Consider the following 19,593-nt stretch of genomic DNA (forward strand, 5'->3'; position numbering starts at 1 on the left):
GAGTGTTCACGTAGTGCCCTTCCTCTTTGATGAAGCTGGTGGATTGGGGCGGTTCTCTTGCGGTGCGGATTGCTGTGCCGGTACGCCCGGCGCGGTGTCCGGGGTGAACCACGGCAGGGTGGCGGTGGTGCCGGTCCCGTTCGTGGCCGCCGCGGAGTTCTGGGTGGGTACGGGGGCCGTCTCGTCCGGATCGGCCCCCGGGCGCCGCGGGATGCGCGGCTTCTTGTGCTCGCCGCCGACGCCCGTCGTCGGCCTGAGCACCTTCGGCAGCTTCGCCGTGACCTCCGCGAGCCGCCGTGACTTATTGCCCTTGCGGCGCGGGCGGACCCGGTCGACGACGGCCATGCCGATACGGAACACGGCGGCCGGTACGACGATGCAGAGCAGGATCCAGAACAGCGTCACGCCCCACGGCCTGGGCACGCCCCACGGCTGCTCGGCGAGCACCTTGCCGCCGTACTGGAGGGAGACCAGATAGTCGCCGTGTGCGCCGGCGTCGAGCTGGACGGACAGTTCGACCTGGGCCTTCTGGCCGGGGGCGATGGTGCCCTTCCACTGCTGCTCCTCCCACTGCGGCGCGAAGACGCCGTGCGAGGTGCCGACCTTGAAGACAGGGTCCTTGACGGGCGCTGAGCCCAAGTTGCCCATGGTCACGACGAGTTTGCGGCTCTGCGGGGAGCCGAACCAGTTGAGAATGCCGCTGTCGCCCTCGAAGCGGGGTGCGGCGAGCACGGCGAGCTTGCCGCCGGCGGTCTGGTCGGGCAGCGCCTTGACCGGGTGGCCCGCGACCTTGAAGGGGATCTGGGCCGTGGACTTCTCGCCCGTCACGGTCGCCACATGGATGACACAGGGGCAGGCCTTCGGCGGCTCGGCGACCGGGACCTTCTGCTTGAACTCGCCCTTGGCGTTCGTATTGATGGCCACGCCCTCGGAGTTGGCGCAGCTCGGGGTGCCGCCGATCATGTTCTGGCCGCAGATCAGGATCGTGATCAGGGCGCCGGGCTTCCAGCCCTTGCCGCTGACGGTGACGTCACCGCCCTTGCCCGCCTCCTCCTTGTCGACGGACAGGGAGGGCTTCTCGGCCGCGGTGGCGCTCTGCGGCACAAGCGTGACGAACGCCAGCGCCGCGAGGAGTGCGGCCGCCAGGGGGCTCAGCCACTTCGAGCGGCAACGGTCGACGTTCACTTGATCTCTCCCGTCCCTGCGGAGACCGTCTCTGCGGAATCCGTCCCTGCGGAAACCGGCCCTTCGGAATCCGTCCTTGCGGAAACCGGCCCTGCGGAAACCAACGCGCGCTGTCCGTCCTGTGGTTGGAGTTCTGCCTTGAACGCTTCGAGCGCGCGTCTGCGCCGTACTGCGAAGACCGCGAGCCCTGCGACCCCGGCGACCAGTGCGGCCCCGCCCGCCACCGCGGCCCAGGGCACCAGGCGCACCTCGGCGGCCTGGCTGTCCTCGGCTGCGCCGTCCGCCGAGACCGTGAGTTCCACCCGTACCGAATCGAAGGCAGGACGGTCCGTCCAGGGTTCGCGCAGCGTCACCTTGCGGCCGGGAAGCAGCTCCACCGGCAGCGGGCGCGCGGCGCGGTCGAGCACCTCGCCGAAGAGACCTTCGGCGTGCACCGCGAGTTTCGGCGCGAGCACCGTGTTGCCGCGGTTCACCAGGGAGTACGTGATCCAGTCGCCGTCGATGGCCACCTTCTCGACCGTGACCGCCGACAGCGTCGGGCCGCTCACCCGCAGATGCACCCGCACCCCCAGCTTGCGCTCGCCGACCTGCGCGATGACCGCGGCGGGATGGTCGCCGGGCATCGCACCGTCCGGCACCGCCACCGAGAACGGCACCCTGGCGGCGGTGCGCGGCGGGATCTTCACCTCGTCGTCCGCGAAGCTCAGCCAACTCCCCGCGTCCTGCGCCTTCTCGGCGCCCTTGGTGTCGCGCACCGCGAAGGAACCGTCCGCACGGTTGTACGCCTCCGCGGCCCGCAGCTTCACCGTGGTGGGCACGGCGCCCGGGTTGGTCACCGTGACGGTGTCCTCGAGGACGGTGCCCGCCGCCCCCTCCATGTAGAAGTAGGGCCGCCCGTCCTCGGCAGCGCGCGTGCCGCTGCCGGAGGACGGGGCGATGGACCAGGTGGGCTTGTCCGCCGGTGTGTCCGCCACCGCACTGCCCGCGGGCAGACCGAGCAGGCCTGCCACGGCCAGCAGGCATACGGCGGCGGTGCGGTGAGCGGACAGCATCGGCGGCTCCAAGTGCGTTGCCCTACAGGTGCGTTGGTGTGACCACCACCGGCGACGGTGGGGCCACCACCGCTTTCGGTGGGACCACCACCTCTGTCGGTGGGACCACCACCTCTGTCGGTGGGACCACCACCGCTGACAGTGGGACCACCACCTCTGACCTACCGGCGGACCGCTTGGTTGCGCCGGGTCAGCCACAGAACGCCGCCCGCACCGACGAGCAGCACCGTGCCGCCGAGCGTGCCGAGCGCGACCGCCGAGTCCTCGGGGCCGGTCTGCGGCAGTTCGGCGCCGCCGTCAGGGGAGCTCTGCGACTCGCCGCTGGAGCCGGCGTCACCCGTCGAACCGCCACCGCCCGAACCCTTGACGTCCATTTCCAGGGACGGCTTGGGGTTGTTCTTCGCCGTGCACGTGGTGGTGGTCGACATCGCCGAGATGGTGAGCGTCCCCGCGGTGAAGGTGACCTTGCCACTGCCCTTGGGCGTGTACGTACCCGTCATCGGGTGGATCTTGATCGGCGCGTTCGCCGGAATGGTCTCGGGGTTGCCGCCCGCCGAGACCTTGATGGTGCCGCTTTCGGCACCGCCCAGCTTGATCTGGGCGCTGGGCTTCATGACGCCCTTCTCCAGAGCGATCGGGCTGGACGAGACACCCTTGTTGAACGTCATCGTGATCTTGTAGCCGCTGCCGGCCTTCTCCGCCTTGATGTCGACCGGAGAGACGGCGCTCTTCGGACCGATCGGCGTCTTGCAGTCGTAGTTGACGTCCACCACGGTGGCGTGAGCAGCGGGGGCGGCCAGCAGTACCGCCGAGCCGGCCAAGGCCGCGGCTAGAAGCGCGGCGGCGCTTTTCTGGTACGACACCTCGAATTCCCCTCATGCCGGGAGTTGAAGGCCGTCGGCACTCGGGGCCTCGCCCCTGCAAGTTACTGACGACACATCAGATTGGGCGCTCAAGGTACGCCCGGGGCCAAGACATGGGAAGACAAACAACGAGGCGGTTTGGTGGAGGCCTTTGACCTGCGCTTTTGGGCTCGGAGACCGTCATTTTCGTACGGAAAAGGGTTCGAGCGGCGCGATCGGGAAGGTGTGAAACCCTTATACGGGTGAGGCGAGTTCGGCCCACACCGTCTTGCCCGACACCCCCGGTGTGCGCACAACGCCCCAGTCGAGGCAGAGGCGTTGGACGATGAACATGCCGTGTCCGCCGGGGCGGCCGGCGCGATGCGGGGTGCGGGGGGCCGGATTGCCCGCGCCCTGGTCCGAGACCTCGAGGCGCAGGACCTTGCCGTCGCTGCCGATCCACAGCTCGCGGGCGCCCTCGGCGTGCAGACAGGCGTTGGTGACGAGCTCGGAGACGACCAGGAGGACGTCCTCGGCGGCGGCGCGGCGGTCGGCGGTCGCGGCGGGCAGCCAGCCCCATTCGTGCAGGGCCTGCCGGGTGAAGTCACGCGCGAGAGGCACGACACCGCTCTCGCCCGCAAGGCTGAGCCTGCGCACCTGACGGCGGGCGGGCGCTGCATCCGCAGCCGGGCCGGCGGCACCGGACTCCGGACCGCGGTCGCCCGGCGAGAGGGGCCGGGTGGTGCTCATCAGCGCTTCACCTCACCGATTCACCAGTCGTAGTTACCAGGGGCCACGGCCCCGCACGTTCTTGTCCTGTCGCATCCAACGGGTTCCGATGCGTCTCCTGCCCGCCCGGACGGTACGAACACCCACTTTTTCGCTACGGAAAATGTGATGCAGATGACGCACTGGTCACGGGGCGGCTTCCGGCCGATCACGGCGGGCCGTCCGGTCACTCCCTGAGCGCGGCCTCGAGGGTGGGATGCACGGTGAAAACCGCCTCCGCTCCCGTGATCTCGAACACCCTGGCCACCACCGGCTGCATCCCCGCGAGGTGGACCCCGCCGCCTTCGGCCTCGACCTTCAGACGGGCGCCGAGCAGCACGTTGAGTCCGGTCGAGTCGCAGAACTCGAGCCGCGAGCAGTCCACGACGAGCCTGGTCACTCCCTCGGCGATGGCCTGCTCGAGCGGTTCACGCAGGAGATCCGCGGTGTGGTGATCAAGTTCGCCCGCGGGCGCGAAGACGGCACTGGCGCCCTCGCTCCACACGCCGACCTGAAGCCGGCCCCGATGTGCGCTGCCGACTGTGCCGCGGTCCATGCCGCTCCTCTTCCGCTGCGTCCCGAGCTGGTGGTTGACCCCTCTGAACATACGCCTTCCGAACGACTCCGGGTACCCGAACAACCACCTGATATCGGACAATTAGGACGCAATCGCACTTGCGAGCCGGTGAGGAAACCGGGTAGGCCTAGAAGAAGACCTGTTCACAACGGCCGGCTTCGGAGGCGCCGCACACCGCACCGCACACATTGGCATCGGCAGCCGTACGCCGAGAACGATGGAGGACACCATGTCACCCCGGCTCGACGCATCGCCTACCCGCAAAGCGACGTCGACACCCCCACCGGACCACATCGACACCGAAACCCATATCCCCGCTCCCCGCGCCACGGCGGCCCCCCACACAGCCCCGTCCGCCGCGGAGACCGGCGAGGAGCTCGCAGATCTGGCGGATCTCTCGGACCTCCCCGAGATCCCGCCGTACGACGAGGTGGCCCCGCAGGACGCACGGGCCCTGTCCAAGACTCTCTTCGCCCGCCTCGAGACGCTCGAGGAAGGCACTCACGAGTACGCGTACGTCCGCAACACGCTCGTGGAACTCAACCTCGCCCTGGTGAAGTTCGCCGCCTCCCGCTTCCGTTCGCGCAGCGAACCGATGGAGGACATCATCCAGGTCGGCACCATCGGCCTGATCAAGGCGATCGACCGCTTCGAGCTCAGCCGTGGCGTCGAGTTCCCGACCTTCGCGATGCCGACCATCGTCGGTGAGATCAAGCGCTTCTTCCGCGACACCTCGTGGTCCGTGCGCGTACCGCGCCGGCTCCAGGAGCTGCGGCTCGACCTGGCCAAGGCCGGGGACGTGCTCGCGCAGGAGCTCGACCGCGCGCCCACCGTGGGCGAGCTGGCCGAGCGGCTCGACATCAGCAAGGACGAGGTCGTCGAGGGCATGGCCGCGAGCAACGCGTACACCGCGAGCTCGCTCGACGCCCAGCCCGAGGAGGACGACTCCGAGGGTGCGCTCGCGGACCGCATCGGTTACGAGGACCACGGACTCGAAGGCATCGAGTACGTCGAGTCGTTGAAGCCGCTGATCGCGTCCCTGCCGGCGCGTGACCGCAAGATCCTCTCGCTGCGCTTCGTGGCCAATATGACGCAGTCCGAGATCGGCGAGGAGCTGGGCATCTCGCAGATGCACGTCTCCCGGCTGCTCTCGCGCACGCTCGGGCGCCTCCGCAAGGGGCTGACGGTCGAGGAGTGAGCTGCGGCTCTCCAGGTTTCCTCAGGCGCCCTCCGTTCGTTCGGAGGGCGCCTGACGCCTTTTGCGGGCGGCTCACGCCTTTGCGGGCGCCTCACGCCCTTCCGCCCGCCGGCCGGGTACCTGCCGCTTCGTGGTCCGCCAGGGCTAGGCGGGCACCTGCTGCCCGCGCTGCCAGACGGCACGGACGAGGGGGACGCCCGGGCGGTACGCCAGGTGGACATGGCTGGGGGCGTCGAGCAGGGCGAGGTCCGCGCGGGCGCCCGGGGTCAGACGGCCGACGTCCGTGCGGCGCAGCGCCTGCGCGCCGCCCGCGGTCGCGGACCACAGGGCCTCGTCCGGGGTCATCCGCATATCGCGTACGGCCAGGGCGATGCAGAACGGCATCGAGGACGTGAACGACGAGCCCGGGTTGCAGTCCGTGGAGAGCGCGACCGTGGCCCCGGCGTCGAGCAGCCGGCGGGCGTCGGGCCACTGGGCGCGGGTGGAGAACTCGGCTCCCGGCAGCAGCGTCGCGACGGTGTTGCCGCCCGCGAGCGCGGCGACGTCCTCGTCGGTGAGGTGGGTGCAGTGGTCGGCGGACGCGGCGTCGAGCTCCACGGCGAGCCGGACGCCGGGGCCGTACGTGAGCTGGTTGGCGTGCACGCGCGCCATGAGGCCCTTGGCCTGGCCCGCGGTGAGGATGGCGCGGGCCTGGTCCCCGTCGAAGGCGCCCTTCTCGCAGAAGACATCGATCCAACGGGCGTACGGGGCACAGGCGTCGAGCATCTCGCCGGTGACGAGGTCCACGTAGGCGGCGGGGTCGTCGGCGAGGTCGGGGCTCACGATGTGGGCGCCGAGGTAGGTGACCTCGTCGGTGTGCCGGCTCGCGATGCGCAGGGCGCGGGCCTCGTCGTGGGTGGTCAGGCCGTAGCCGGACTTGGTCTCGAAGGTGGTGGTGCCCTGCCTTCGGGCTTCGGCGAGGTAGCGGACGAGGTTCGCCTCGAGTTCCTCGTCGGTGGCGGCGCGCGTGGCCTTCACGGTGGTGCGGATGCCGCCCGCCTCGTAACTGCGGCCCTCCATACGGGCGTTGAACTCCTGGGTGCGGTCGCCGGCGAAGATCAGGTGGGAGTGGGAGTCCACGAACCCGGGGATGGCGGCTCGGCCCTCGGCGTCGTACGCCTCGTCGGCCGCTGGGGCCTTCGTGGTGGGGCCCACCCAGGCGACGGTCTCACCGTCCAGTACGACGGCTGCGTCACGGATCTGACCCAGGGGGCCGTCGCCTCGCTCGGGGTCGTTGGTGACCAGGTTCCCGATGTTCGTGATGACGGTGGTCGTCATGGTTCCTCTCAACTTCAGCCCGGCCGGCGCTTGAGGCCATCCGGCCGAAGGTCGGATACGGGGGCCCGGGGCGGAGCCCCCGGTTTCGGGAAGGGGCGGGTAGGGGAAATCAGCCGCGCAGCGCCGCCACAGCCGCGGCCAGCTCGCCCGCCACGTCCGGCACCGCCACATGCGCGCCGTCACGGACAACGTGCCGCCCACCCACCACCGTGTGCCGGACATCCGAGGCCGACGCCGCGAACACCACCGTCTCCGCGGCCAGGCGCGGCAACGGGCCCGCGGTCCGTACGGAGTCCAGCGCCACGCACGTGAAGTCCGCGAGCGCACCGGGTTCAAGGCCGAAGCCCGACCCCCACCCCAACGCCGAGTAGCCGTCCGCGGACGCCGCACGCAGCAGAGCCGCAGCCGTCCAGTGCCCTCGCGTCCGCGTCCGCAGCCGCTCGTTGAGCTCCATCGCGCGCGCCTCCTCGAAGGGGTCGATCACCGCATGTGAATCGGACCCCAGGCACAAGGGCGAGCCCGCGCGCTGCAGCGCGGCCGCCGGGCCGATGCCGTCCGCGAGGTCACGCTCGGTGGTCGGGCACATGCACGTGCCCGTGCCCGTGGAGCCGAGGAGCTCGATGTCCTCGGACGTCAGATGCGTGTTGTGGACGCCGGTCGTCGAGGGCCCGAGCACCCCGTGGTCCGCGAGCAGCCGCGTCGGCGTGCAGCCGTGCGCGGCCAGGCAGGCGTCGTTCTCGGCCGTCTGCTCGGAGAGATGGACGTGCAGGGGCGCGCCGGCGGAGCGCGCCCACGCGGCCACCGTCCCCAACTCGCCCGCGGGAACGGCCCGTACGGAGTGGATCGCCGCGCCGATCCGCACACCCTCGCCCGGCTTCAGCGCCGACACCCGCTCGGCCCAGGCCTCGGCGGACCCGTCCGAGAACCGCTGCTGATGCCGGTCGGGGGCGGCCCCGAACCCGGACGAAAGGTATGCCGTGTCGAGCAGCGTGATCCGGATGCCCGCCTCGCCGGCCGCTGCGATCAGCGCCTCGCCCATCGCGTTGGGCTCGTCGTACGGCCGCCCGCCCGGTGCGTGGTGCAGATAGTGGAACTCGCCCACCGCCGTGATCCCGGCGAGCGCCATCTCCGCGTACACGGCCCGCGCGAGCCGGAAGTACGACTCGGGGGTGAGCCGGGACGCCACCTGGTACATGACCTCACGCCAGGTCCAGAAGGTCCCCGACCCCACCTGCACGGTCCCGCGCAGGGCCCGGTGGAAGGCGTGCGAGTGGGCGTTCGCCAGGCCCGGGAGCGTGAGGCCGCGCAGCACGACGGCGCCCGGCTCGGGGGCGCCGACTCCCTTGCGTACAGCGGAAATACGACCGTCGGCCGACACGTCGAGCGCAACCCCCGGCTCGACGTTGGTGTCCAGCCAGGCATGTTCGGCCCAGTAAGTGCTCACCTGCATGCGAGTCCCTCCAGTACGTCGGCCAGTGCGAGCACCCCCGCCACGCAGTCGTCCTCCGCGGCGTATTCGGCCGGGGAGTGCGAGATGCCCGTGGGGTTGCGTACGAACAGCATGGCCGTCGGGATCCGAGAGGAGAGGATTCCCGCGTCGTGTCCCGCGCCCGTGCCGAGCACAGGGACCGGAGATCCGCCGCCGCCGAGCAGGCGCCCGAGCTCGTCGCGCAGGGCGTGCTCGAACTCGATGACGGGCGTGAAGGACTCCCGTACGACGGCCAGGTCCACGCCGTGCCGGTCGGCGTACTCGCGAGCGGCCTTCTCGATCGCGGTGACCGTGGCGTCCAGGTCGTCCGGCGAGGGGGCGCGCGAGTCCAGCCATCCCCGTACGAGGGAGGGGATCGCGTTGACGCCGTTGGGCTCGACCGCGATCTTGCCGAATGTGGCGACGGCGCCCGCGAGTTCGGCCTCGCGGCGGGCGGCCAGGACGGTCTCCGCGTACGGCAGCATCGGGTCGCGGCGGTCCACGAGCCGGGTGGTGCCGGCGTGGTTGGCCTCGCCGCGGAAGTCGAAGCGCCAGCGGCCGTGCGGCCAGATGGCGCTCGCGATGCCGACGCGGTCGCCGCTCAGGTCGAGCGCGCGGCCCTGCTCCACGTGCAACTCCACGTACGCGCCGATACGGGCGAGCCGCTCGTCGTCGCGGCCGATGGCCGAGGGGTCGTACCCCGCCCGCTCCATGGCATCGGGCAGCGACACCCCGTCGCCGTCGCGCAGCTCGTACGCCTGCTCGCGCGTCAGCTGCCCGGCCATGAGCCGGGAGCCGACGCAGGCGAGACCGAAGCGCGCGCCCTCCTCGTCACCGAAGTTGGTGATCGCGAGGGGCTTGGTGAACTCCACTCCCCTGTGGCGGAGTTCATCAAGGGCCGCGAACGCGCTGACGACACCCAGAGGGCCGTCGAACGCGCCGCCGTCCGGGACGGAGTCGAGATGCGATCCGGTCACGATCGCGTCTCCCGCCCCGGAGTCTCCGAGCCAGGCCCACTGGTTGCCGTTGCGGTCGACCTCGTAGGCCAGCCCGCGCGCTTCGGCCTCGGACCGGAACCACGCGCGGCAGTCCCGGTCGGCCTCTGTCCAGGCGAAACGCCGGTAGCCTCCGCTGCCGGCGTCCCGCCCGATGGGCCCGAGATCGGCCCACATCTCCTGGAACGAGGAAGTCACGCGTCGTCGCCCTCGCGCATGGGGACGCGTACGCCCTTGTCGTCCGCGACCGACTCGGCGATGTCGTAACCGGCGTCCACGTGCCGGATGACGCCCATGCCGGGGTCGTTGGTGAGGACGCGGCGGATCTTCTCGCCCGCGAGCTTCGTACCGTCGGCCACCGAGACCTGGCCGGCGTGGATGGAGCGGCCCATGCCGACGCCGCCGCCGTGGTGCAGGGAGACCCAGGAGGCGCCGGAGGCCACGTTCACCATGGCGTTGAGCAGCGGCCAGTCGGCGATGGCGTCGGAGCCGTCGAGCATGGCCTCGGTCTCGCGGTACGGGGAGGCCACCGAGCCGCAGTCGAGGTGGTCGCGGCCGATCGCGAGCGGCGCCTGCAACTCCCCTGAGGCAACCATGTCGTTGAAGCGCTCGCCGGCCTTGTCGCGCTCGCCGTAGCCGAGCCAGCAGATCCGGGCGGGCAGGCCCTGGAAGTGGACGCGTTCGCCGGCCATCTTGATCCAGCGGTGCAGCGACTCGTTCTCCGGGAAGAGGTCGAGGATCGCCTTGTCCGTCTTGTGGATGTCGGAGGCCTCGCCGGACAGCGCGGCCCAGCGGAACGGGCCCTTGCCCTCGCAGAACAGCGGACGGATGTACGCGGGCACGAAGCCGGGGAACGCGAACGCCCTCTCGTATCCGGCCAGTTGGGCCTCGCCGCGGATCGAGTTGCCGTAGTCGAAGACCTCGGCCCCGGCGTCCATGAAGCCGACCATGGCCTCGACGTGCTTGGCCATGGACTCGCGGGCCTTCTGCGTGAACCCGGCCGGGTCCTTGGCCGCGGCGTCCGCCATGTCGTCGAAGTCGACACCGAGCGGGAGATAGGCAAGGGGGTCGTGGGCCGAGGTCTGGTCGGTCACGATGTCGATCGGGGCGCCCTCGGCGAGCATCTGCGGAACGAGCTCGGCCGCGTTGCCGAGCAGACCGATGGAGAGCGGCCGGCGCGCGTCGCGGGCCTCGACCGCGAGGCGCATGGCGTGCTGCAGCGAGTCGGCCTTCACGTCCAGGTACTTGTGCTCGATCCGGCGCTCGATGGCGCGCGGGTCGACGTCGATACAGATCGCGACGCCGTCGTTCATGGTCACGGCGAGCGGCTGGGCGCCGCCCATGCCGCCGAGTCCCGCGGTCAGCGTGATGGTGCCGGCCAGCGTGCCGTTGAACTTCTTCGCGGCGACGGCGGCGAACGTCTCGTACGTGCCCTGGAGGATGCCCTGGGTGCCGATGTAGATCCACGAGCCGGCCGTCATCTGGCCGTACATGGTGAGGCCGAGCTGCTCCAGGCGCCGGAACTCCTCCCAGTTCGCCCAGTCGCCCACCAGGTTCGAGTTGGCGATCAGGACGCGGGGCGCCCACTCGTGGGTCTGCATCACGCCGACCGGGCGGCCCGACTGGACGAGCATCGTCTCGTCCTGCTTGAGCGTCTTCAGCGTGCGGACCATCGCGTCGAAGGAGCGCCAGTCACGGGCGGCCTTGCCGGTGCCTCCGTAGACGACGAGCTTGTCGGGGTGCTCGGCGACCTCGGGGTCGAGGTTGTTCTGGAGCATCCGCAGGGCGGCTTCCTGCTGCCATCCCAGGGCGCTCAGCTCGGTGCCGCGGGGCGCTCGGACTGGACGGGGTCCGGACATGGGCGTGCCTCCTCGTGATGTCGTTATTCACATCCTGTCCAGCTGAATAGAACTAGTCAATCCCTTCGTACCTCTGCGGGGCGTCGAGGCCGGTGGTTGGCTGGATCTCATGGGGATACGGGAGAACGCAGAGGCCGGCGGCAGCGCGGCCGGGGATGACAGCGCGGCCGGGGAACAGCTCGCGGACCGCCGTGACGCGGCGGTCCGCGCCGCCGTGGAGCAGGGGATCGTGGGCCCGGACGTCCCGATCGCGGCGTTCCTGGACATCACCGGGATCCGCCGGTCCGCCAGGGCCCTCGAGTCGGCCTTCTCGTCCGCCACTTCGGCCCCGGTCCTGCACGCCTTCGCGGTGAAGGCCTCCCCGCTCGTGCCCGTCCTGCGGCTGCTGCACGAGGAGGGCCTGGGCGCGGAGGTGGCGAGCCCGGGTGAGCTGGCCCTGGCGCGTGCGGCCGGGATCCGGCCCGCCGCCACCGTCCTCGACTCCCCCGCCAAGACGCCCGCCGAGCTGCGCGAGGCCGTCGCCCTGGGGATCGCGGTCAACGCCGACAACCCGCAGGAGCTCGCCCGGATCGACGCCCTGGTCCGCTCGGCCCCGAGCAGCTCGCCGATCGGGATCCGCGTGAACCCGCAGACGGGTGGCGGCTCCATCGAGGCCCTCTCGACCGCGACCGCCACCTCGAAGTTCGGGGTGGCGCTGCGGGACGAGGGCGCCCGCGACTGGCTGATCGGGGCCTACCTCGACCGGCCGTGGCTGACCCGTCTGCACATCCACTCGGGCTCCCAGGGCATCCCGCTCGACCTGCACGTCCAGGGCATCCGCGAGCTGTACGCACTCGCCGAGGAGATCAACGCACGGGCCGGCCGCCGCCGGATCGACACCCTGGACATCGGCGGCGGGCTCTCGGTCAACTTCACCTCGGACGAGGAGACACCGACGTACGACGCCTTCGTACGGGAACTGCAGCGCACCGTCCCCGGCCTGTTCAGCGGTTCGTACGGCCTGGTCACGGAGTTCGGCCGGTCGCTGCTCGCCAAGCACGGCACGATCCTGGCCCGTGTCGAGTACGCCAAGTCCGCGGGCGGCCGTCCCGTCGCCGTGACGCACGCGGGCGCCCAGGTCGCGACGCGCACGGTGTACGCCCCGCACTCCTGGCCGCTGCGGATCGCCGCGTACGACCCCAAGGGCCGGCCGAAGAGCGGACCCGAGGTGGCCCAGGACGTGGCGGGCCCGGCCTGCTTCGCGGGCGATCTGCTCGCCGCGGACCGACCGCTGCCGCTGCTCGAACAGGACGACTGGGTGGCCGCACTGGACACGGGCGCGTACTACTTCGCCCACCACTACGCGTACAACTCCCTGGCCCGACCGGCCGTTCACGGGTTCTCGGCCGCAGCGGACGGCAAGGTGCGCTTCGCCGAGATCCGCACGGCGCAGACGGTGCAGGAGATCGTGGCGGAGTCGGGTGGAGCCCGGGTGGGGGCGCTGGAAGGGATGTAGCCGCACAGACGGGTAGCCCCCGGCCGGAAGGCCGGGGGCTACCCGAGTCGATCGCCTGGCGGCAGCGGTCAGCCGGCCAGTGTCCTGCGGCGGCGCACCAGGTACACCGCGCCGCCGCCCAGCGCCACGGCGCCCGCCGCGGCCAGCGCGATCTGCGTGGGCGAGGAGGACGCGCCGGTCGAGGCGAGGTTGCCCTCGGCGTCCGTGGCCGGCTCGGACGCGTCGCCCTGCGGCTGCTTGCCGTTGTCCTCGCCCTTGCCGTCCTCGGCGCCGGGGCGCTGGTCGTCGTCGGCGTCGGGGGTGCTCGGCTCGGCGTCCTCGACATCGCCCGGCTTGCTGCCCGCGGGCAGGACCTCGAAGTCGTAGCGCTTCATCGGGCCGTGGATGGAGGGGTTGTACTCGTCCGATGCGTCGGCGGCGAAGAGCGCGAGGGCGTCGCCGCCCTTGGACTTGGCGTCGAACTCCACACGGAGCCGCACGTCGCTGGTGGCGCCCGGCTTCATGGACTCGATGCGGTTGACGTGCTGGGTCCCCGAGTCGAGGGTGTGCCAGGCGGAGCCGTCGGACCACTGCACCGTCACCGGGCTGTCCTTGTAGGCCTGCGCGCTGACCAGGACCAGCGGGTCCACGTGCAGCGTGCGCTCGGTGCCGTTGGTGATCCGGACGGTGAAGTCGACCTCGGTGCCCGCGACGACCTTCGACGGCAGGCCGTGCGCGAGCGAGGTGAGCCCGTTCTCGCGGACGCTCTCGCCGGCGGCCTTCAGGGCGGCCTCGGCTTCCTTCAGGGCGGTCTCGGCGGTGGTGACCGCCTTCTTGGCCTTCTCGTAGTCACGGACCATGGCGACGCGCTCGTCGTAGTACGCGTCACTGGCGGCCTTGGCCGCTTCGTCGGCCTTCGTCTTGGCCTCTTCGGCCTTGACCAGCGCGTCCTCGGCCGCGTCGAGCGCCTTCTGCGCCTCGGCCTTGTCGGCGTCCGTCTCGGCCCTGTCCAGCGCGTCCTTCGCGTCCGTGACCTTCTGCTCGGCGGCGTTCCTCGCGTCGGCCGCGTCCTCGGCCGCCTGCTCCGCGGTGTCCTTCGCGAGCTTGAGCGGCGAGTTGTCGGCCTCGAGGGCGTCGTACAGGTCGTCCTTCGCGGTGACGGCCTGGTCGTAGGCCTTCTCGGCGTCGGCCGACGCCTGCTTCAGCTGCTCGTACGTGGGCCGCTCGGCCGCGCGTATGACCGAGGGGGCCGAGGCGAAGGCGGGCGCCGCGACGGCGAAGGCGGCGGGGGTCGTCACTGCTGCGGCAACGGTCACCGCGAGAACACGTCGAAGATTCACGCCGGGAGCTTATGCGCGCCACACACCCCCTCACCTCGCACTTTCCCTCTCACACCCGGTTCCCGTACGGCCGCGCGACGTTTACAACGGACAGAAGGGGATGGTTGCTCCCGGTCGCCGAGTGGATTCTGTGACTGATGTCATGGATGCCGGGCAGAACTGATCCCGACGTATCAGCTCTCGGGGGAGGTCTTCCGTGTCCGTCACCGAACCGAGCACGACCCCGCAATCCGGAGAACCATCGCTCAAACGCGCCATCGGCCCCAAACTCCTGATCCTTTTCGTGATCGGCGACATCCTCGGTACGGGGATCTACGCGACCACGGGAAAGGTCGCGGGAAAGGTCGGCGGGGCGCTCTGGCTGCCGTTCGTGATCGGGTTCGTGGTCGCGATCCTCACGGCCGCCTCGTATGTCGAACTCGTCGGGAAATATCCGCGGGCGGCGGGTGCCGCGCTCTATACGCAGAAGGCGTTCAAGGTCCCGTTCATCACCTTCATCGTGGCCTTCATGGTGATGTGTTCGGGCCTGTCGTCGGCGAGCGCGGCGGCCCGTGCGTTCAGCGGCGACTACCTGAGCGAGCTCACCGGCGACGCCCTGCCGCCCACGCTGATCGCGATCAGCTTCATCCTGGTGCTCGCCGCGCTGAATCTGCGCGGTGTCTCGGAGTCGGTGAAGACCAATGTGGTGCTGACCATCGTCGAACTCACGGGCCTGGTCATCATTTTGGCGATCGGTGCCTGGGCCGTCATGAGCGGTGACGGCGAACCGTCCCGGCTCACGGACTTCGAGGCGAGCGGTACCGGATATGCCTTGATGACCGGCGTACTCGGCGCGACCGCCCTGGGATTCTTCGCCTTCGTCGGTTTCGAGGATTCGGTCAACATGGTCGAGGAGACAAAGGATCCGCAGCGCAATTTCCCACGGGCGATCTTCCTGGGTGTGGCGATCACCGGCACCATCTATGTCCTTGTGGCGCTGGTGTCCTCCCTCATGGTCGACCACAAGACGCTTTCGGGATCGAGCGGGCCGCTGCTCGAAGTCGTCAAGGCCGGCGGAGTGGACTTCCCGCATAAACTCTTCGCGCTCATCGCCCTGTTCGCGGTCACCAATTCGGCGCTCATCAACATCATGATGGCCTCGCGGCTGTGCTACGGCATGGCCAACGAGCGCATTCTGCCGAGCGGAATGGGCCGCGTCCTCGCCAAGCGCCGCACTCCGGTGGTCGGGATCATCTTCGTGTCGATCCTGGCGATCGGCCTGGTGTCGACGGGAGAGATCGAGGGGCTCGGCGACACCACGGCGTTCCTGCTGCTCTGCGTCTTCGCGGTGGTCAACGTCGCGGTCCTCGTCCTGCGCCGCGACCCCGTCGACCACGCCCACTTCCGTACGCCGACCGTCCTGCCCGTCCTCGGTGCGATCACGGCCCTGATCCTGGCGAGCCCGCTGGCGGACCGTCCCGCGGACGTCTACATCCGGGCCGGGGTGCTGCTCGCGATCGGTATCGCGCTGTGGGCCTTGAACAAGGTGGTGATGAGGACCCGGGGCGAGGAGGTCGCCTGACACCGCCTGCCGGCCGAGGCACAGGGGCGCGGTGCGGTGCGGTGCGGTGCGGTGCGGTGCGGGAGATCGTGGTTCAGCCGAGCGGTGGCGAGAGCCGGACGATCTCCCGCATCACCCGTGTCTGCAAGGCGACTTGAGCCGATACCGGCACCCAGCGCGGCCCGAACTCCGCCGACAGCTCCGCGCACCACTCCCGTACCAGCCACTCGAGATTCTGCGCCGCCGCGGTCCGCCCCTCGTCGAGGAGGGCCCGGCGCATCATCGCCGCCGCCCGCAACGGGATACGGCGGGCGGCGATGCCCATGGAGGCGCTGCTCCCGGCCGTTGCCGCGATGCCCGACGTACCGGGTGCGTACTGCCGCCAGGTGACGGCCACTTCGGGGGCCACATCGAGGAGTTCACGGGCGGCGGCCTGGCACGGGGACGAAGGCTCGGGCACACCGGCGAGCGCGTCGGACACCTGCTGCAACCGCCCCAGCAGGAGGTCGCCCACCTTGTGCAGCTCACCCGCGGGGTCGGCCACGGGGGTGGGGTCGCTCACGGCCGGCGTGGCCCACATGGGGGCCTCGAGCACCACCGAGACGGTCCCGTACCGGGCGGGGTACGTCCAGGTCGCCCGGGAGAGGAACCCTGAGGGGTCCTTCTCCTCCTTGTCCTGCCCATCCGCCGGAAGTTGCAGCACCCCGGGGCTGTCCGCCACCCAGTCGATCCCGTCGAAGGGGCGGAACTCCACCGGTACGCCGAGGTCCCCGGCCACGCCCCGGAAGGCTCCCGCCGCCCCGGCGAGCGGAGCGGTCAACTGGAGGAAGGAACCGCCCACTTCATTGCCGTGCAGCGAGAACTGGAGTGTGGGCCGCAGCTCGTCGAGCACGTCCACGAGCGCCTGCGACTCCGGCATGACCGGCCGCTCGTCACCCGCGCCCGGCAGAAACTCCGGCTGCCGGGTGAACTTCGGCCGGTAGAACCCGAGGTGGTATCCGAGGAGCGAAGGCCCCTCCATGCCTTGGTGGCGCCGCGCCCCGTCGGGGTCGAGGCAGAGCAGCGCGTGCCAGGTGCAGTCCAGTTCCGCGAGCCATCGCGGGTCGGTGGCGAACTGTCGCGCGAGCGCCAGTACGCAGGCTCCGCCGACCGGCTCGTTGGCGTGCGCTCCGGCCGCGGTCAGTACGTTTCGGGCCCCGTCTCCCGCCGAGAGCAGCAGCAGCGGGCGTCCGTCCCCGGACCTGCCCACCTCCCTCAGCCGCAGGAGCCCGGGGCGTTCCTCGGCAAGGCGGCGGACAGCGCACTCCACATCTTCGGCGGCCGGATATCCGTACACCGCCGAGCCGTGCTCAGGCACTGCCCACCCCCTTGCCTCCGGTACTCCGTCGGATCAGGGTCCGACGTCGCTTGATCAGGATCCGGTGTCGCCGGATCAGGATCCGATCGAGTTGCTCTCTCCGGTCGTCTGCTTCTTGTCCAGCGGGCGAATCACGATCTTGGTAGCCATACAGATCCCCACCTTCAACTCGACTGATGTACACGGTAGTTACCGAAGCCACGAGCGCTACGGCACCTTGCCAAGGGTTGCAGCCGTGGTCAGAGTGTCAAGAGCGCTTATCGCCAACCGGAGGGGTCTCTGTGACAGTCGGCCTGCACAGCATCGAGCGCCCCCGGGTGAAGCCGGAGCACCGGGCCTACCGGACCGCCGACGGCCATGTCCGCATCGGAAGCGTGATCTACGGCATCGGCGCCGAGATCCTCGACCCCGACGGCTGGGTATGGCCGCTGATCGAGGCCATGGACGGGACCCGGTCCCTCGGCGCGGTCCTCGCCGCGGTGCGGGAGGCACACCCGCAGGTGCCGGCGGAGGACCTTCGCGAGGCCGTGGCCGACCTCCTGTCGGCCGGGTTCCTCGAGGACGCCGCCGCCCGGATCCCGCCCGAGTTCTCGGAGCGGGAGCAGGTCCGCTACAGCCGCAGCATCCCCTTGCAGCGGTGGATGGATCTCACGCCCCGCACCGGCCCCTGGGACGTACAGCTGAAGCTGCGCAAGGCGCGCGTCCTCCTCCTGGGCCTGGGCGGCACCGGCGGATACGCGGCCCAGACCCTGGTCGCCTCCGGCGTCGGACATATCCACTGCGTGGAGCCGGATGTGGTGGAGGCGTCGAATCTCAACCGGCAGCCGCTCTTCGTGGAGAAGGACGTCGGACTGCCCAAACTCGACGCCGCCCTTGAGGCGTTGCGGGCGAGGAACTCCGATGTGGCGGTCACCGGAGAGCGCCGTGAAGTGCGTGATCGCGACGACCTGGCCGATCTCCTGAGCCCGGGCTACGACCTGCTGCTCCTCGCGGCCGACCGGCCGCCGGCCATCCGCAGGTGGGCCAATCGCGTCTGCCTGGCCACGGGCACCCCCTGGGTCGACGCCGGATATCACGGCCCCTTGGTCACGGTGGGCGTGCACATGCCCGGAGTCGGTCCCTGCTGGGAATGCCACCGAGCGGGCGAAGTGGCACGCCGCGATCTGCGGGTCGGACCCGGCCAGGACGAGGAGGTCGCATCGCCGCGCTTTGACTGGAACCCCGCCAACGCCGTCACGGCGGCCCTGTCCGGCACCCTGCAGACCCATGCCGCCCTCGCCCTGCTGACCGGGGTGCCCGCCATGGAGCCCGGGTTCAGATTCGGCATCAACCTCATGGTGCCCGGCGACCCGGTCCTCGAACGGTTCGAGCGCCTTCCCGACTGCCCGGCCTGCGGGAACGCTCTTGGCTGACGTCAGGACGCCGACCGCGGTCCGGCTGCACGAGCTGGCCTGCCGGCACGATCGTGACGAGTGGATCGTCGGCCGGATGGCCACAGGGCGGTTCGTGGCCCTGCCCGCGGCCGGCAAGCGCGTCATAGAGCTGCTCCAGGAAGGCCTGACCGTCCCGGACGTCGGCGTACGCCTGCGGCAGGAGACGGGCGAGGACGTCGACGTACCGGAATTCGTGACAGCCCTGATCGACCTGGAGTTCGTCGCCGAGGTGGACGGACACCCTGTGCCCGCCACCGAGCCGAAACCACCTCCGCTGGCCCGGCTGCGCCCCCGCCATGTGCGCTGGACGCTGCACCCCGCGCTCCCGGTCACGGCCGGGGCGCTGGTCGCGACGGCGCTCTTCCTCATCGCCACCCGGCCGGAACTCGCCCTCGACTTCCGCACCCTGCTGTGGACTTCGCACGGCAGCCTCGTCCTCGCGCTGCACGCTGCCGCCGGATGGACACTGCTCTTCGTCCATGAACTCGCCCACTTGCTGACCGCCCGGGCCACCGGGGTCCCCGGCCGCATCGAGCTGGGCACGAGACTGCAGTTCCTGGTGCTGCAGACCGATATCAGCGGCATAGAACTGGCCCCGCGCCGGCATCGGTTGACCGCCTATCTGGCAGGTATCGCCGTCAACCTGACCATGTTCGCGCTCGCCGTCCTGGGCGCGGCCGCGGTGGTGCCCGGGACACTCCCGCACCGGGTCCTCCTGGCTCTCGCGCTGACGGCGCTGCTGCCCCTGCCGTTCCAGCTGATGGTCTTCATGCGCACCGACCTGTACTTCGTGCTGCAGGACCTGACCGGCTGCCGTGACCTCTACGGCGAGGGCGTGGCGTACGCCGCCTATGTGGGGCGCCGCCTGCTGCGCCGAACGCCCCGCCCGGGATCGCCCGCCGGCGATCCGAGCGCCTCGCTGCCCCGCCACGAACGGCGTGCGGTACGGGTCTACACCGTGGTCCTCGTGGTCGGCACAGTGGCGTGTCTGGGCTTCCTGGCCGCGATCACCCTGCCCGCCGACCTCACGCTGCTGTCAGGCGCCGTGTCCGCTCTCGGACCCGGCCGACCGGTCTCCGCCAACCTGGACGCGGCGGCGGTCCTGGTGTTCCTCGGCGGGCTGCACGTCCTGTGGGCGGTCACCTGGGTACGCACGCGCCGCCGAAGGCGCCGGCAGTGACGGACGCG

16 protein-coding genes are annotated in these 19,593 nt (G+C 70.6%); 5 read left to right on the forward strand and 11 right to left on the reverse strand.

From position 1 onward, the window contains the following. Positions 1–6 precede the first annotated feature (6 nt). From ABT367_RS05075 to ABT367_RS05095, 5 genes are all read right to left on the reverse strand, one after another. Positions 7–1,185, reverse strand: coding sequence for a hypothetical protein (locus tag ABT367_RS05075; protein ID WP_434975402.1), 1,179 nt, complete (start codon positions 1,183–1,185; stop codon positions 7–9). Then, a complete protein-coding gene (locus ABT367_RS05080; protein ID WP_352249710.1) occupies positions 1,182–2,237 on the reverse strand; it encodes a COG1470 family protein in 1,056 nt (351 codons plus the stop codon). The genes ABT367_RS05075 and ABT367_RS05080 overlap by 4 nt, the downstream gene beginning before the upstream one ends. 161 nt (positions 2,238–2,398) lie before the next feature. Beyond that, positions 2,399–3,100, reverse strand: coding sequence for an LPXTG cell wall anchor domain-containing protein (locus ABT367_RS05085; protein WP_352249712.1), 702 nt, complete (start codon positions 3,098–3,100; stop codon positions 2,399–2,401). Between the two features lie 234 nt (positions 3,101–3,334). Continuing rightward, the gene (locus ABT367_RS05090) at positions 3,335–3,829 is read right to left on the reverse strand and encodes an ATP-binding protein (RefSeq protein WP_199550803.1); all 495 of its coding nucleotides are present in this window, start codon (positions 3,827–3,829) and stop codon (positions 3,335–3,337) included. Between the two features lie 205 nt (positions 3,830–4,034). After that, positions 4,035–4,403, reverse strand: a complete 369-nt coding sequence (locus ABT367_RS05095; RefSeq protein ID WP_199550802.1) for an STAS domain-containing protein — start codon at positions 4,401–4,403, stop codon at positions 4,035–4,037. Between the two features lie 238 nt (positions 4,404–4,641). On the opposite strand from ABT367_RS05095, the gene ABT367_RS05100 reads away from it, so the two are divergent. Next, entirely contained in the window at positions 4,642–5,622 is a 981-nt protein-coding gene (locus ABT367_RS05100) for an RNA polymerase sigma factor SigF (protein WP_434975403.1), read from the forward strand. 144 nt (positions 5,623–5,766) lie between these two features. Here the strand turns inward: ABT367_RS05100 and hutI are convergent, their stop codons facing one another. From hutI to hutU, 4 genes are all read right to left on the reverse strand, one after another. Then, positions 5,767–6,939: an imidazolonepropionase gene (gene hutI, locus ABT367_RS05105; RefSeq protein WP_352249714.1), complete on the reverse strand. Its 1,173-nt coding sequence runs from the start codon at positions 6,937–6,939 to the stop codon at positions 5,767–5,769. Between the two features lie 109 nt (positions 6,940–7,048). Beyond that, on the reverse strand, positions 7,049–8,389 hold the full coding sequence (locus ABT367_RS05110) for a formimidoylglutamate deiminase (RefSeq protein WP_352249716.1): 1,341 nt from the start codon (positions 8,387–8,389) through the stop codon (positions 7,049–7,051). Next, positions 8,380–9,579, reverse strand: coding sequence for an allantoate amidohydrolase (locus ABT367_RS05115; protein ID WP_352249808.1), 1,200 nt, complete (start codon positions 9,577–9,579; stop codon positions 8,380–8,382). Before ABT367_RS05115 ends, ABT367_RS05110 begins: the two co-directional genes overlap by 10 nt. Before the next feature lie 17 nt (positions 9,580–9,596). Continuing rightward, positions 9,597–11,261, reverse strand: coding sequence for a urocanate hydratase (gene hutU, locus ABT367_RS05120; protein ID WP_352249718.1), 1,665 nt, complete (start codon positions 11,259–11,261; stop codon positions 9,597–9,599). A 109-nt stretch (positions 11,262–11,370) separates the two neighbouring features. Between hutU and ABT367_RS05125 the strand changes: the two genes are divergently transcribed. Continuing rightward, positions 11,371–12,756 (forward strand): diaminopimelate decarboxylase, encoded by a 1,386-nt coding sequence (locus ABT367_RS05125; RefSeq protein WP_352249720.1) that lies wholly within the window; start codon positions 11,371–11,373, stop codon positions 12,754–12,756. A 68-nt stretch (positions 12,757–12,824) separates the two neighbouring features. Here ABT367_RS05125 and ABT367_RS05130 read toward each other — a convergent pair whose 3' ends face one another. Beyond that, the gene (locus ABT367_RS05130; RefSeq protein ID WP_352249722.1) at positions 12,825–14,075 is read right to left on the reverse strand and encodes an LPXTG cell wall anchor domain-containing protein; all 1,251 of its coding nucleotides are present in this window, start codon (positions 14,073–14,075) and stop codon (positions 12,825–12,827) included. Between the two features lie 196 nt (positions 14,076–14,271). On the opposite strand from ABT367_RS05130, the gene ABT367_RS05135 reads away from it, so the two are divergent. Further along, positions 14,272–15,636, forward strand: a complete 1,365-nt coding sequence (locus ABT367_RS05135) for an APC family permease (RefSeq protein ID WP_352249724.1) — start codon at positions 14,272–14,274, stop codon at positions 15,634–15,636. Between the two features lie 73 nt (positions 15,637–15,709). Here the strand turns inward: ABT367_RS05135 and ABT367_RS05140 are convergent, their stop codons facing one another. Further along, positions 15,710–16,972, reverse strand: a complete 1,263-nt coding sequence (locus tag ABT367_RS05140) for a M14 family zinc carboxypeptidase (RefSeq protein WP_352249726.1) — start codon at positions 16,970–16,972, stop codon at positions 15,710–15,712. Between the two features lie 317 nt (positions 16,973–17,289). Between ABT367_RS05140 and ABT367_RS05145 the strand changes: the two genes are divergently transcribed. Further along, a complete protein-coding gene (locus tag ABT367_RS05145) occupies positions 17,290–18,384 on the forward strand; it encodes a HesA/MoeB/ThiF family protein (protein WP_352249810.1) in 1,095 nt (364 codons plus the stop codon). Beyond that, entirely contained in the window at positions 18,377–19,585 is a 1,209-nt protein-coding gene (locus ABT367_RS05150; protein ID WP_352249728.1) for a hypothetical protein, read from the forward strand. The genes ABT367_RS05145 and ABT367_RS05150 overlap by 8 nt, the downstream gene beginning before the upstream one ends. The last annotated feature ends 8 nt before the right edge of the window (positions 19,586–19,593 follow it).

This window comes from Streptomyces mesophilus (assembly GCF_040300965.1).
GTDB classification, from domain to species: domain Bacteria; phylum Actinomycetota; class Actinomycetes; order Streptomycetales; family Streptomycetaceae; genus Streptomyces; species Streptomyces mesophilus_A.

Bases quoted from the DNA above. Each gene is read 5' to 3' on its own strand.
- ABT367_RS05100 (WP_434975403.1), top strand. From the start codon at position 4,642: ATGGAGGACACCATGTCACCCCGGCTCGACGCATCGCCTACCCGCAAA.
- ABT367_RS05110 (WP_352249716.1), bottom strand. From the start codon at position 8,389: ATGCAGGTGAGCACTTACTGGGCCGAACATGCCTGGCTGGACACCAAC.
- ABT367_RS05080 (WP_352249710.1), bottom strand. From the start codon at position 2,237: ATGCTGTCCGCTCACCGCACCGCCGCCGTATGCCTGCTGGCCGTGGCA.
- ABT367_RS05090 (WP_199550803.1), bottom strand. From the start codon at position 3,829: ATGAGCACCACCCGGCCCCTCTCGCCGGGCGACCGCGGTCCGGAGTCC.
- ABT367_RS05125 (WP_352249720.1), top strand. From the start codon at position 11,371: ATGGGGATACGGGAGAACGCAGAGGCCGGCGGCAGCGCGGCCGGGGAT.
- hutI (WP_352249714.1), bottom strand. From the start codon at position 6,939: ATGACGACCACCGTCATCACGAACATCGGGAACCTGGTCACCAACGAC.
- hutU (WP_352249718.1), bottom strand. From the start codon at position 11,261: ATGTCCGGACCCCGTCCAGTCCGAGCGCCCCGCGGCACCGAGCTGAGC.
- ABT367_RS05095 (WP_199550802.1), bottom strand. From the start codon at position 4,403: ATGGACCGCGGCACAGTCGGCAGCGCACATCGGGGCCGGCTTCAGGTC.
- ABT367_RS05115 (WP_352249808.1), bottom strand. From the start codon at position 9,579: ATGTGGGCCGATCTCGGGCCCATCGGGCGGGACGCCGGCAGCGGAGGC.